Genomic DNA, 12,551 nt, shown 5'->3' on the forward strand with positions numbered 1-12,551 from the left:
GGACAGCTGGATCAGCGACGCAGCGGGGAGTCTGCTCTCGTCTTTTGCTGCCGGTATTGCCGCCGAACGGCAGGCAATTGGTGCCGCGGTCACTCAGCCGTGGTCAAACGGGCAAACCGAAGGACAGATCACCAAACTCAAGCTGATCAAGCGGCAGATGTATGGCCGTGCCAAGCTCGATCTGCTGCGAGCTCGGCTATGCACCGCATGACCCAGCAACCGTCTGCACCGAATGTGCGGAAGAGCCCTTTTTCCACGCCGAATCACAGCCGCCCCAGTAATGCGCCCCGCCACAGGCCTCCAATGCCACCAGGCACCGGGGCTGGGACGAAAAGAACTCCGTCAGATTGGCCCGGATGATCCTCCTTCGGAACACAACCCGCCCCGAAGCGTCAGCCCCATGAGCCTGAAACGCTTGCTTCGCGATGTCCAACCCGATCGTGCTAACCTCTGCCACGGACGCCTCCCACAAGTGGTGTCATCAACACCTCCACTTTGGCACACCGACGCCGTCGGGGGGCGTCCACCCCATCAGAACCGATGAGACCTACGTGAGGATCCGAGGCGAGTGGGTCTACCTGTCTGTACCCGTCGGTCGATCGCGAGGGCAAGACCGTGGATTTTCGCCTGACTGCCAGGCGCGACGTTGCGGCAGCCAAGGCGTTCTTTCGCAAGGCGATCAAAGCCCAAGGATGCGCGCCACGGACGATCACGCTGGACGGTTACGCGGCGTCGCACCGCGCTGTACGCGAGATGAAAGCCGACGGAACGCTACCCGACGACACGAAGCTGCGCTCGTCAAAATATCTGAACAACGTGATCGAGCAGGATCACCGCGGCGTCAAGTTGCGGCTTGGCCCGATGCTCGGTTTCAAGCGGTTCAGGAATTCCGCGGTCACAATCGTCGGCATTGAGCTCCTTCGCCGGATCCAAAAGGATCAGTTCAATCTCAGCAGATTGCGCCTCAAAGGCCGAAGTGCGCCTGCCGTCTGGAACGCAGTGCTGGCATCATGATAAGCGCGCCACCGGCGGGGAATTGCGTGCGCCGAAAGATAGTTTGCACCACAACCCTCGCGACGGCACCCCAATCAACAGGCGCGAAAGCTGACACAACCGTTCGTGAGCGTCTCTTTGCCTTATCGGACAACGTAAACGACGCCAGCGCCACCGACGGTGCTGCCACCCGTGTTACGTTGCGAGACGCGGACACGGTACTGCTGCTTCGAGACAGCCTCGGCCGGGATCGTGGCGTGAAGGACCAGCGGATATATGCGGTTCGGCGCCTTCTCTATCCGCACCACGGTGCGATCGCTCTGGATATCGACATACCGCTTGCCGCCTCGCAGGACAACCTCGCCGCCCATCACCTCCACCTTGCCTATCCTAGCCTGCTGCAGGCACGCAAAGCGCGAACCCTTTGCCAACGTCAGCACACCCCGGCAACAGCCGAATGTGACTTCGAGCCGCGTGCTTTCGAGGAAGATCATCGCGTCCTCATCTTCCTCGCCGACGACGTCGGCCGTATCGAAGTCAAGCCGGGGAAACGCACTGCCGTCGCCGTCCAGCTCGAGCAATAGTTTCGTAGGTGCAGGTCCGTCGCGTTGGAAGACGAGCTCCATTATCCGTTCGGTATCGGCACGGTTGCCGGCGACCATTGGCCAGGCGAGTGTGGCGCCCGCCAGCACGTCGATCACCGACAGGTTGCGCTGTGCGAGGTTATTCTTGAGCAACGACTGCGGGTCGCCGGTGAACATCGCGCTGGCGAAAGCATAGTCATTATCGGCAGTGACGGATGCCAGCATGCAGGGGTGCCAAGGGTGGCTCGTGACCCACCCCCACAGATACTCGGTCTGCGCCGCAGAGATGGTGAACTTTGTCATGGCCGTGCCGCCCGAGGGAATGGTAGAGAAGGTATTGACCACTGGCGCAGGGCTGACGTGGGTTGCATCGATCGCCGCCCAATCCGACGGGTAGACGAACTGGAGCCCAACGAACGGCGTTATGCGGCAGTTCACGACGACGTTGCGCGCTTCGTTCGGTCCATTGTTAGTCACCCGCACGTAAATGTAATTGGTCTGTCCGCGTTCTACGTTGCTTGATCGTAGTGGATCGTCCGGCGCGAACACGTTGTCGTCAGTGATGCGTACGACCATGTCGGAGAAGTCCCAGAAATCCCCGCCAGGCGGCGTTGACGGCTCGACGCCGTTATCGGCTGGATAGTCCTTGATGAGAACGTCGGCGAAGTCGAGCGCGCGGTAGAGGTTGATGCGGCCGTAGCCCATCTCCTGGTTTCGCGAGCCGTCCGGGAAGCCTGGCACTTCCGCGTAGGGGACCACTCCGACCTTGTCCGCCGTGCGCTCGACTATGGCGCGCACCTGATCGTTGGTCAGCGCGGGATTGAGGCTGCGGACCACGGCGGCGAGCCCGGCCACGTGTGGGGTTGCCGAGGACGTCCCATTGAACGTCAGGAAATAGTCACCCGCAACGCCGGGTGCGGGGTTGTATCCGTCCGCGCCCTCCCTGTCAGTCGTAGGGATGTGCACGCCCGGCGCAACGACGGAGACCGCGGTCGTCTGGCCAAGATATGTGTCCACGCCGTAGTTAGAGCCCCACCAGCCCTCCCCATCGGGGCTGGTGGGGCTCTTGCGGTTGTCCGCCTCATCGGACGCGCCGCACGCGATCACCAGCGGATGGCGGGCCGGGTAGCGGTTATGCGTGCCAATGTTCTCGTTGCCAGTGGCGGCACAGAGGACGACGTCGCGATCGTTGTGCGCGTGAGCGATAGCAGGATCGATAATCGTGAAATCCCAGTTCGCCGGCGAGCCCTCGCCCGGCAAGTATTCACCAAAGCTCATGCTGATGACTCTGGCGCCGTTGTCGGCCGCGTAGTTGATGCCCGCCGCCGCCTCTGCATCGGTCCAGTTCTGGAACGCCACGGGAAGGATCTGGCAGCTCCCAGCCACGCCTGCCACGCCGAGCGCGTTGTTGAAACGCGCCGCGACGATCCCGGCACAAGCGGTGCCATGGTTGCCGGTCGGTGAGCCGTCCGGAAGCATCGTCCCGAGATTGATGCCGGGGGCCGAGAAGCTCAAATCCGGATGGGCGAGGTCGCAACCTTGGTCGAGCACGCAGACCACGACCCCGGCTGCGCCGGTCGAAAGATCCCAGCCTGTTGCACCAGGGTCGCCGGCGCCGATACGCGTCATGTCCCATTGCTGTGCGAACAGAGGGTCGTTCGGTACCACCGTCAGCGGCTTGAGCAGCGGCATGTTTTCGAAGCGAGCTTCGAGCACAACCTCCTTTAACGCCGAGAGCACGGACGATCTGGCGAGATAGGCGGATTGGGTTTCGGGATTGGCCAACACGAAATAGGAGTAGGGCTGGAGATATCGCGATTTCTCTGTCACTTCCGTCATGTGGAAGCGCTGGAACACACCGCCGGCCTTTTCCCTCCCGTCAGTTGTGGCGAACCGGATCAGCAACACGTTTTAGGGAGCGGACAGAGCAATCCGCCCCGGTCTGCTGTGCCGGCCAGCCGGTAAACCGGACCGACCCACGCCAGGAACTCCCTTAGCGTGCTGAGGATCCGGCGGATGTCCGCTTCCGCCAGTGCCCGCCCGTCGACCGTCCGGGACCAGAAGCGCTTTGGCGTGTGGTTCACGACATCGCGTTCTGGCAGTCGAGCGCCGTCGGCGGGTGGCTTAGCGATCTCCTCCTCGAGGACCAGCGCCAGAGGCCTGATTCGCTCGGAGACGTCACTGGCGTCGTGTGCCTGCTTGAACGCAAGCAGCAGCCGGGTGGCATCCAGCGTCATCATGACGCCGAGGCCATGTTGCAACTCGCGCGTGAACAATTCTTCGTTGGCTGCCATTCGATTTCACTCCCTATTTCGCGAGTCACCTCGTCGACGCAAGGAGGCTGATCCTGGTTAGCTAGAGGGTATATGCTGCGAATGGGGTGACTCACCCCATTGCGCGCACCGGGCTGGACCAGGTGGCGCTTTGATCGATATTCCCGAGATAGACGGCAAGAACGTCACGACTTATGCGTTAATAACCTCGAATCCGGTCAGTTCACAACAACAATAATGGCCAGAACGCTCGAATGGCGCGAATTTGACAGATGAGACAGATGAGACCGAATCGGGTTGTGGTGCAAACTATCTTTCGGCGCACGCAATTCCCCGCCGGTGGCGCGCTTATCATGATGCCAGCACTGCGTTCCAGACGGCAGGCGCACTTCGGCCTTTGAGGCGCAATCTGCTGAGATTGAACTGATCCTTTTGGATCCGGCGAAGGAGCTCAATGCCGACGATTGTGACCGCGGAATTCCTGAACCGCTTGAAACCGAGCATCGGGCCAAGCCGCAACTTGACGCCGCGGTGATCCTGCTCGATCACGTTGTTCAGATATTTTGACGAGCGCAGCTTCGTGTCGTCGGGTAGCGTTCCGTCGGCTTTCATCTCGCGTACAGCGCGGTGCGACGCCGCGTAACCGTCCAGCGTGATCGTCCGTGGCGCGCATCCTTGGGCTTTGATCGCCTTGCGAAAGAGCGCCTTGGCTGCCGCAACGTCGCGCCTGGCAGTCAGGCGAAAATCCACGGTCTTGCCCTCGCGATCGACCGACGGGTACAGACAGGTAGACCCACTCGCCTCGGATCCTCACGTAGGTCTCATCGACGCGCCACGAAGGCCCGGCCGCCCGCGCGAACCGGTTCCAGCACCGCTCGAACTCGGGCGCATAGCGTTGTAACCAGCGCATGATGGTGGTGTGCACAATTGACAGGCCGCATTCGGCCATCATCTCCACCACATTGCGGAAGCTGAGCTTGAAGCGCAGATACCAGCGCACGCACAGGATAATGACCTCGCGGTCAAAGTGGCGACCAGCAAACAGCTCTTCAATCCCCTTCAGCTTGCCCATTGCCGACCACCACCAGGTTCAGACGCCAGCATAGCCGATCTGATCGCGCCGTTTGCTCCAGAGCCCTCGAAGCCAGGGTTGGCGGGCACGGCCTGAAACTGCTGCACCATTTCTGCCCGGATATCGGCTATGCGCGCGTTGGCGACCGCAACCGCCTGACGCTGCGCTTCCCGCTGCCGCGGGCATAGCGAGGGCCTGCGCCTCACCAACGTGTGACACCGTGGGCCGGCCGCGACACGCGGAGTTCATTTGCCTGTCGGATCGCGAAACGGCCAAGGTCGTCTCGCTACGGAACAGATAGATTCATGAACTATGAAGTCTGGCCGGGCATGATCGCGAATTCGTGTTTGGCTGCCCGTAATCAGCGTCACAAGGCGCCAGCGAGGGGACAGACGACATGCCCAAGACACGCGCGAACACGATTTCCATCCACAAGCTCGCCGGCGCGGTGGGGACCGCGGTGCAGAAGATGGAAAAGCACCGCGAGAAGGTGCAACCGGAGTTCCGTATCGATTTCAGTCTGATCATGGGCCGCTGGTTGCGCGAGGAGATGGCGCTGCCGGAAGCCCAGACGATCGCACAGCAGATCACCGATGCGGTACAGGGCGGCCATCTGCAGGAAGCGCTGGGTGCCAGCGCGCCGCATCTGCAGCCCGCGGTGCTGGCGCATGGCGGCCACATCATCTGCGGTTTCATTCCCGACCCCAGCATCAGCTTCACCGCGGAATAGCAGCGGCGGACCTGCGCGAGAGGAGGCGCGGATGACCGGCGAAACTCACCCGGGCGGACATGCCCTGCCCGGACCGGCGAAGCTGTGCCCGAGCGCCCAGCCGGACATGCAAGCGGCCACCGTGCTGGGCGTGGTGGAGGGCAGCCCGGACGCGCCACGGCTGTCCTACCTGGTGGATAAGCTGCCGGTGTCCGACGACGTGCTGGCGATGGCCGGCTCGGTCAAGCCGACGGAGGTGTTCCGGTTCGCCGCACGCTGCGACGAGCGCGGCTGCCGCCACTTCGACGGGGCGAACTGCCAGCTCGCGACCCGGATCGCCACGATGCTCGACCCCGTCGTCGACGCGCTGCCGCCCTGCACCATCCGTCCGACCTGCCGCTGGCACGCCCAGGAGGGCCGCGCCGCCTGCCTGCGCTGCCCACAGGTCGTGACGGAAACTGCAACGCCGAGCGAACGCTATCGCGCGGCGGCGATCGGCTAGGTGTTTGGTCCCGGCATTTGATGGGTTGGATCGAGCCTGAATCGTTGGGCCTCTTTTGTCCAGCATTTGCAGATGAACTCATAAGGGGTGAGGCCCTTCAGAGTCTTGAGCCTTCGGGCGAAGTTGTAGGCTGAGACGAAGTCGGCGAGGTGCCGCCGAAGCTGTTCGTGATCGTCGTAGTGGAAGCGCTTAACGGTGGCATCCTTGATGGTGCGGTTCATCCGTTCGACCTGACCATTCGTCCAGGGATGTTTGACCTTTGTCAGCCTGTGCTCGATGCCGTTCTCGTCGCAGACCCGGTCGAAGATGTGCTGGAAGGCATACCGGTCGGAGGCGCGATTGGTGAACTGGACACCATTGTCGGTGAGTACGGTGTGAATGGCATAGGGCACGGCGGCGATGAGGTTGCGCAGGAACTGGGCGGCCACCATCTTGCCGGCCTTCTCATGGAGTTCGGCGAAGGCGAACTTGGACGTGCGATCGATGGCCACGAAGAGGTAGAGCTTGCCATCGGCGGTCTGAAGCTCGGCGATATCAATGTGGAAATAGCCGATCGGATAGGCTTTGAACTTCTTCTTCGCGGGCTTGTTACCTTCGAGCTCGGATGTCCGTCGTCGAATGGTTTGAGACGGTGGAGCGCGATTTCGAACGGAGGCTTGGCTCAGGTGCTGTGGACGTTAAGCGGTGAACCGCGCCGGGTTTGCCGGAGGCTATTTGGTTTGAGTCACGCCGCCATGGTGGTGCAGAGCTTCCAGGCGATGACATAGCGAGAGAAGTCGTCCAGCACGGTGGAGAGATAGAACCAGCCCCAGCCGATGACCTTCAGGTCGGTGAAGTCGGTCTGCCAGAGCTGGTTCGGGGCGGTTGTCTTGCTGTGGAACTCGTCGGCGGCCTTGACCACGATGAAGGCCGGGCTGGTGATCAGGTCGTGCGCCTCGAGATGGTGTAACGGGCCGGCCGCTGATGTAGGCGCCGGAGGTGGTCGCCCCTCAAACTGGTGGTGTCGACAACGAGGCTGGGCGCGGGCCGGCCTTCAGTATCATTGGAGGACGACAGTGGAGCATTATGCTGGGATTGACGTCTCGCTGGAACAGAGCAGCGTGTGCGTGGTCGACGCCACAGGTAAGGTCGTGCGTGAGGCCAAGGTGGCGAGCGAGCCTGAGGCGCTGATCGCCTGGTTCGGCAAACTCGGTCTCAAGCTGGCACGGGTCGGGCTGGAGGCCGGGCCGTTATCGCAGTGGCTGTACACCGCGATGCACGACGCCGAGCTGGCCGTTGAGCTGCTGGAGACCCGGCACGTGCGGGATGCGTTCAGGGCGATGCCAGTCAAGACCGACCGCAAGGACGCGCGCGGTATTGCCCAACTAATGCGGCTGGGGTGGTTCCGCCCCGTGCACTGCAAGTCGGTTTCGGCGCAGAAGACGAGAGTGCTGCTGACCGCACGCAAGTTACTGCAAGCGAAATATCTCGATGTGGAGTTGAGCCTCCGCGGAGTGTTGCGAGGTTTCGGCCTGAAGGTCGGACCGACCACGCGGCGCAGCTTCGCCGCCCGGATCAGCGAGCTGGTGGAGGGGCGCGCGACCCTGACCGTGGTTGCTGACGCGCTGCTAGTGCAGTGACTCACACGGAGCATTCACCGAGCTTGGTGAGTATGGCGGCGGGGGTCGCGGTCCAGACGAAGGGTTTTGGATCGGCGTTGTGTTCGTCGAGGTAGCGGTTGATGGCGGCTTGGAGGTCCACGAGGGAGTGGAAGCTGCCGCGCCGAATGGTGCTTGCGGGTGGCGCGGCGGATGTCGCGTAACACCTGCTCGGCTGGGGCTTTGGCGGTGGGAGCAGAGAATTCTGGCTCATCTTCACTTTCCTGGGGGTTGCGATGAGCCAGAAATCCTCCGCTACTCAACCAGCCCTATCTGTCTCATGGGCGCTGACGCCGGACAGTACGACGATCGATGCGGGCCATTCGCCAGGCCCTTGGATCGACCATCATCAACCCGGCGCTGCTGACGTGTGTCGAGCGCATCCAATACAACGGCTTTCTGCGACAGCAGGACGACAACCAGATCGTCAAGGATCCGGCCAACAAAGGCATGTCGATCAAGGAGATCGTGCGGTTCACCGGCCGCAGCCGCAAGCTGGTCCGCAGCGTGCTCCGCGGCGTGGGCGGCGACGTGTTTCGCAGCCGCATGACGACCCTGGAGCCGCATCTTGCCAGGCTCGACACCGAGTGGACGGCCGGCTGCCGCAAGGGTGCCGAGTTGTGGCGCCGGCTACGTGCGACTGGGTTTAGGGGCAGCCTGCGGGTCGTGACGGAGTGGGCCACCCGACGGCGGCGCTGCGAGGCAGCCGGACTGAAACTGGCCCGCAAGATTCCATCTGCGCGCCGGCTCAGCCGGTTGATGACGACCCAACGCGAGCATTTGTCCAAAGCCGACGCGGTCACCGTCGCCGCCATCGAGACCGCAGTGCCCGCACTCGCCACGGCGCGCGACCTGTTGGACCGCTTTCATCGTCTGTTCCGAGCTCGCGGCATCGAGGCGCTGTCGCCGTGGGTGGCCGAGACCGAGCGGAGCCTGCTCGGCACATTCGGCAGAGGCATCAAGGTGGATGCTGCGGCGGTGAAGGCCGCCCTGTCCGAGCCGTGGTCGAACGGCCAGACTGAAGGGCAGATCACCAAGCTAAAACTCGTCAAACGCCAAATGTATGGCCGTGCGGGTCTCGATCTTCTCCGCGCACGCCTCATCGTGCCCGCATGATCTACAACGCCAACCTGCACCGAGATTGAGTCAGAGCCCCGGTTCCAGGCCGATTGTCAGCCTCGCAATCCTCGACGCCGCATAACCTCGGATCATACGCACCGAAACGGCGTCGTCCGATACTCTATGGCATGAAAGTGACAGAACCGTTCGATCCGCAGTTGATCGCCAATTATCCCTCCTTGGCCTCGCCGCTGGCCCTACGTACGGGGCCCGTCGGCCGCCTGGGGTTCGGGCGAGCCGGCGGGGTGCCAATGGCGATCCGCCGCGACAGCCAGTTCAGCGCCTGTGAGGTGCTGTCCACCTGGTCATCGTGCGTGCCGTTCGGGAAGGCCAACAGTTCCGAGGCATACTCGGCCAGCCACGGCGCCTCCCGCGGCAGCAGCACCTGGCCGGCCTCGAACTTCGGCGCCTGTGCCAACAGCCGCGCCTCCTTGTCGAGCAGCGGCCGCCAGAGGATGGGCCGCACAGGACTGCTCTGCCGCATCTCCTGCACCACCGCCCGGCCGATGTCGGTCTCCTCGACCAGGGTGGCATCGGCCCCATAGCGCTGGGTGGTCGCCTCGATCCGCCGTCGCAGTTCCGGCACCTCGAAGCGGCCGCGCACGACGTCGAGCAGGAAGATGTCGCTGCCGCGCAGCCCCCAGACGGTGCTGACCGACCAGTCGCTGGCCTCGCCGAGCGTGGAGGCGGTGTCCCAGCTGACCACCACCAGATCGAGCTGGGATGGCAGCGTGTCGTAGAAACGTAGCCACTCCCGGCGGATGGCGTTGCCGTCCGGCGGCACCGGATCCTGCTGGTACTGAGCGGCGAAGTTCATGCTGCCCAGGGTGCGGCGGAGCTGGTCCAGCACCGCCCGGTCCTCCCGCCGGCAGTCGATGACCTCGCCGACCCGGCGGTGGTGCATCTCTCCCGGCTCGGGGCCCAGCCGGTAGCTCCGGTCCTCGGTCTCGATCGCCGGGATGGCGGCCAGTTCCCAGGGCTCCTGGCCGAGTACATGGCCCACCAGGTCGTCCTGGTGCAGCCGCTGCATGACGATGACGATCGCGCCCCGGCCCTTGTCGTTGAGGTGGGTGTACAGGGTGTTGTCGTAGAACTCCTTCACCTTGCGCCGCTCGGCGGCCGAGAGTGCCGCTTGCGCCTTGATCGGGTCGTCCACCACAATCAAGTCGGCGCCGCGGCCGAGGATCGAGCCGCCGACCGAGCCGGCGTAGCGGATGCCGCCCGCGGTGGTCTCGACCTCGGTCTGTGTGGCTCGGCTGATCCGGTAGGCGGGGAACAGCGCCCGGTACCAGTCGCTCTCGACGACGGTGCGGAAGGCCGCCGCGTGCAGCTTCGCCAGCTCGTCGGCGTAGCTGACGGTGATCACCTTCAGGCTGGGGGCGTGGCCCACCGCCCAGGCGGTGTAGGCGACGGTGACGCAGATCGACTTCAGATGCCGCGGCGGGATGGTGAGGGCGAGGCGCTTGACCTCGCCGCTCGCCACCCGGCTCAACTGCCAGCCGATATGCCGGATGTGCCAGTTGCCGTGGAACGGTCGGCCCGCCTCCAAGGTGGCAAAGCACTTGGCCGTGAAGGAAGGCAGGTCCTGCCGCAGCAGGGCCCGCAGCAGGGAGCGGCGGTCACTCATCGGACCCTCCCTTACGGATGTGCTGCCGCCACTCGGCGACGATCGCTGCGTCCTCCGGCTCTAATGCGTCGTTGTCCTGTTCCGGCGCTGGTTGTTCCATCCGGTCCAGCTTGAGCATGAGATCAAGCAGCAGGGCCGCCGCCTTCATGTCGCCGGCGGCGGCCTTGGCAATCAGCGCCTTGGCAATCAACCGGGTCTTGCTGACCTTGATCGACCGCCCGTTCTCCCGGGCGGTGACGTCGCTCAGCAGTTCTTGCAACATCTCGGCCCGGAGATTGCGCGCTCCCTTGGGCCGGCCGGCGGGGTTGCCGGACTGGCCCTTCTTGAACTGGGTGTGCCGCGGCGGCCTGCCGCGGCCCACCGCATAGTCCCGCTCAGCCATGACGCACCTCCTTCGCCTCGGCGGCGAGCCGCTCGCTCGCCACGGCACCGAAGCTCTGGCCGGTCTCGCCATGGCGCGCCGCCTCGCCGGTCAGCGCCTCCCAGCGGCGGAGCGTGACATCCACGTAGAGCGGATCGATCTCCAGCAGACGGCCGTGCCGGCCAGTCCGCTCCGCGGCGATCAGGGTGGTGCCACTGCCGCCGAAGGGGTCGAGCACGCTGCCACCGCGCCGCGAACAGTCCTTGATCGCGTCCATGACCAGCGCCACCGGCTTCACGGTCGGATGCATGGCCAGCTCCTCGGCGCGGCCGCGCCGGAAAGTGTTGGCGCCGGCGTAGTCCCACACGTTGGTGCGGTAGCGCCCGCCCTCGCCCAAGCCGAAGGTGTTGATGTGTGGCGTCGCACCGTTCTTGAACACGAAGACCAGCTCGTGCTTCGAGCGGTAGAAAGTCCCCATGCCCCCGTTGTCCTTGTTCCAGACGCAGAGGTTTTTCAGCTCGGTGTAGGCCCGGCGGCCGGCCGCCAGCGCCTCATACATGTGCCGCCAGTCCATGCAGATGAAGTGGATGGCGCCGTCGGCCGAGGCGGCGGTCAGGTGGGCGAACAGCGTCGCCAGGAACTCGGTGAAGTCCGCCTCGCTCATCTCGCCGGACGCCATGGCGAACTCGCGGTGGCGCACCTTACCGAGGCCAGAGACGTGGCCCTGGATCTGCACGTTGTAGGGCGGGTCGGTGAAGACCAGCTGCGCCGGCTCGCCGCCCAGCAGGTGCTGGTACGAGACCTGCTGCCGGGCGTCGGCGCAGAGCAGGCGGTGGGGCCCGAGCAACCAGAGATCGCCCAGCCGGGAGACCGCGCGCGCCTGCGGCTCCGGAACCGCGTCCTCGTCAGCTCCCATCGGGCCGTCACTGGCAGCCAGCAGCCGATCGAGGTCGGCGGTCGCGAAGCCGGTGATCTCGAGCTCGAAGTCGAGCTCCATGCCGGCCAGCTCGCCGAGCTCCAGGGCCAGCAGCTCCTGGTCCCAGCCGGCCAGCTCGGCCAGGCGATTGTCCGCCAACCGGTACGCACGGAGCTGGGCCTCGCTGAGGTGGACCAGGCTCACGGTCGGCACCTCTTGGATCTTGAGCGTCTTGGCCGCCTCGAGCCGTCCGTGGCCGGCGACCACTTGGCCCTCGGCGTCGACCAGGATTGGGTTCACGAAGCCGAACTGGCGGATGCTGGCCGCGATCTGCTGGAGTTGCTGTCGCGAGTGCTTGCGGGCGTTGCGGGCGGCCGGCTTTAGCTCGGCCACCGGGCGGTATTGGATCGCCAGCGACAGCAGGTCAGGCGACCCCGGCGCGGCGTCAGACGGGCCACCTGGGCGGCGGCGCGTGCGGACAGGAATAGTCATAGTACGGCTCCTTGCGGTGCCGCTCCGATCGAATCGGGAGCGGCGGTGGGAGCCGGTCGAGCGACATCAAACGCGCAGCCGCAAATCACCAACGCCTGCCTGAGATCGCCTCAAGCCGGACCGTTGATGAGCTGCTGCTGCGTGATGCTGCTGCTGCTCGGAGCTGCCGCGTGGAGTACCCACCGGCCGATGCCTGAGCCTCTATCTTAGGATCGGAGCCGGTGTCAATGGTATCTCGCAATGAGAATGGGGCCGCTCCGTGATCG

General features: G+C 64.4%; 11 protein-coding genes and 4 pseudogenes. 6 read left to right on the forward strand and 9 right to left on the reverse strand.

All coding sequences use genetic code 11. The features are described from left to right. On the forward strand, positions 1-211 hold a 211-nt coding region (locus OL599_RS17685; RefSeq protein ID WP_264715187.1), incomplete at its 5' end, for a transposase. A 63-nt stretch (positions 212-274) separates the two neighbouring features. Here the strand turns inward: OL599_RS17685 and OL599_RS26075 are convergent. Further along, positions 275-457 (reverse strand): annotated as a pseudogene (locus OL599_RS26075) (IS110 family transposase); the annotation flags it as partial. Positions 458-582: 125 nt separating this feature from the next. Between OL599_RS26075 and OL599_RS17695 the strand changes: the two are divergent. Further along, entirely contained in the window at positions 583-1,014 is a 432-nt protein-coding gene (locus tag OL599_RS17695) for a transposase (RefSeq protein ID WP_264715264.1), read from the forward strand. 122 nt (positions 1,015-1,136) lie between these two features. Here the strand turns inward: OL599_RS17695 and OL599_RS17700 are convergent, their stop codons facing one another. The 3 genes from OL599_RS17700 to OL599_RS17710 form a co-directional block, all read right to left on the reverse strand. After that, positions 1,137-3,485, reverse strand: a complete 2,349-nt coding sequence (locus tag OL599_RS17700) for a S8 family serine peptidase (RefSeq protein ID WP_264715188.1) — start codon at positions 3,483-3,485, stop codon at positions 1,137-1,139. Then, a complete protein-coding gene (locus OL599_RS17705; protein ID WP_264715189.1) occupies positions 3,476-3,871 on the reverse strand; it encodes a hypothetical protein in 396 nt (131 codons plus the stop codon). Before OL599_RS17705 ends, OL599_RS17700 begins: the two co-directional genes overlap by 10 nt. A 330-nt stretch (positions 3,872-4,201) precedes the next feature. Beyond that, positions 4,202-4,633: a transposase gene (locus tag OL599_RS17710; RefSeq protein WP_264715265.1), complete on the reverse strand. Its 432-nt coding sequence runs from the start codon at positions 4,631-4,633 to the stop codon at positions 4,202-4,204. Between the two features lie 686 nt (positions 4,634-5,319). On the opposite strand from OL599_RS17710, the gene OL599_RS17715 reads away from it, so the two are divergent. Beyond that, positions 5,320-5,652 carry a hypothetical protein gene (locus OL599_RS17715; RefSeq protein ID WP_264715190.1) on the forward strand — a complete coding sequence of 111 codons (333 nt, stop codon included), beginning with the start codon at positions 5,320-5,322 and terminating at the stop codon, positions 5,650-5,652. A gap of 31 nt (positions 5,653-5,683) precedes the next feature. Then, positions 5,684-6,133 carry a hypothetical protein gene (locus OL599_RS17720; RefSeq protein WP_264715191.1) on the forward strand — a complete coding sequence of 150 codons (450 nt, stop codon included), beginning with the start codon at positions 5,684-5,686 and terminating at the stop codon, positions 6,131-6,133. Here the strand turns inward: OL599_RS17720 and OL599_RS17725 are convergent. Together OL599_RS17725 and OL599_RS17730 are read right to left on the reverse strand one after the other, a co-directional pair. After that, positions 6,130-6,729, reverse strand: a pseudogene (locus tag OL599_RS17725) (DDE-type integrase/transposase/recombinase); the annotation flags it as partial. The gene OL599_RS17720 and the pseudogene OL599_RS17725 overlap by 4 nt on opposite strands. Positions 6,730-6,860: 131 nt before the next feature. Continuing rightward, positions 6,861-7,073 (reverse strand): annotated as a pseudogene (locus OL599_RS17730) (DDE-type integrase/transposase/recombinase); the annotation flags it as partial. Between the two features lie 115 nt (positions 7,074-7,188). Between OL599_RS17730 and OL599_RS17735 the strand changes: the two are divergent. Both OL599_RS17735 and OL599_RS17740 read left to right on the forward strand, forming a co-directional pair. Beyond that, positions 7,189-7,743, forward strand: a pseudogene (locus tag OL599_RS17735) (IS110 family transposase); the annotation flags it as partial. 339 nt (positions 7,744-8,082) lie between these two features. Then, on the forward strand, positions 8,083-8,886 hold the full coding sequence (locus OL599_RS17740) for a transposase (RefSeq protein WP_264715192.1): 804 nt from the start codon (positions 8,083-8,085) through the stop codon (positions 8,884-8,886). 172 nt (positions 8,887-9,058) lie between these two features. Here OL599_RS17740 and terL read toward each other — a convergent pair whose 3' ends face one another. Genes terL through OL599_RS17755 form a run of 3 tightly spaced genes read right to left on the reverse strand, consistent with a single transcriptional unit; the run spans position 9,059 to position 12,285 of the window. Further along, positions 9,059-10,516, reverse strand: a complete 1,458-nt coding sequence (gene terL, locus OL599_RS17745; RefSeq protein ID WP_264715193.1) for a phage terminase large subunit — start codon at positions 10,514-10,516, stop codon at positions 9,059-9,061. Next, complete coding sequence (locus tag OL599_RS17750; RefSeq protein ID WP_264715194.1) at positions 10,509-10,898, reverse strand: DUF5681 domain-containing protein; 390 nt, start codon at positions 10,896-10,898, stop codon at positions 10,509-10,511. The genes terL and OL599_RS17750 overlap by 8 nt, the downstream gene beginning before the upstream one ends. Beyond that, on the reverse strand, positions 10,891-12,285 hold the full coding sequence (locus OL599_RS17755) for a site-specific DNA-methyltransferase (RefSeq protein ID WP_264715195.1): 1,395 nt from the start codon (positions 12,283-12,285) through the stop codon (positions 10,891-10,893). Before OL599_RS17755 ends, OL599_RS17750 begins: the two co-directional genes overlap by 8 nt. Positions 12,286-12,551 lie beyond the last annotated feature (266 nt).

The sequence above is a fragment of the Limobrevibacterium gyesilva genome (assembly GCF_025989185.1).
Lineage (GTDB): Bacteria > Pseudomonadota > Alphaproteobacteria > Acetobacterales > Acetobacteraceae > Limobrevibacterium > Limobrevibacterium gyesilva.

Bases quoted from the DNA above. Each gene is read 5' to 3' on its own strand.
- OL599_RS17755 (WP_264715195.1), bottom strand. From the start codon at position 12,285: ATGACTATTCCTGTCCGCACGCGCCGCCGCCCAGGTGGCCCGTCTGAC.
- OL599_RS17720 (WP_264715191.1), top strand. From the start codon at position 5,684: ATGACCGGCGAAACTCACCCGGGCGGACATGCCCTGCCCGGACCGGCG.
- OL599_RS17715 (WP_264715190.1), top strand. From the start codon at position 5,320: ATGCCCAAGACACGCGCGAACACGATTTCCATCCACAAGCTCGCCGGC.
- OL599_RS17750 (WP_264715194.1), bottom strand. From the start codon at position 10,898: ATGGCTGAGCGGGACTATGCGGTGGGCCGCGGCAGGCCGCCGCGGCAC.
- OL599_RS17740 (WP_264715192.1), top strand. From the start codon at position 8,083: ATGCGGGCCATTCGCCAGGCCCTTGGATCGACCATCATCAACCCGGCG.
- terL (WP_264715193.1), bottom strand. From the start codon at position 10,516: ATGAGTGACCGCCGCTCCCTGCTGCGGGCCCTGCTGCGGCAGGACCTG.
- OL599_RS17705 (WP_264715189.1), bottom strand. From the start codon at position 3,871: ATGGCAGCCAACGAAGAATTGTTCACGCGCGAGTTGCAACATGGCCTC.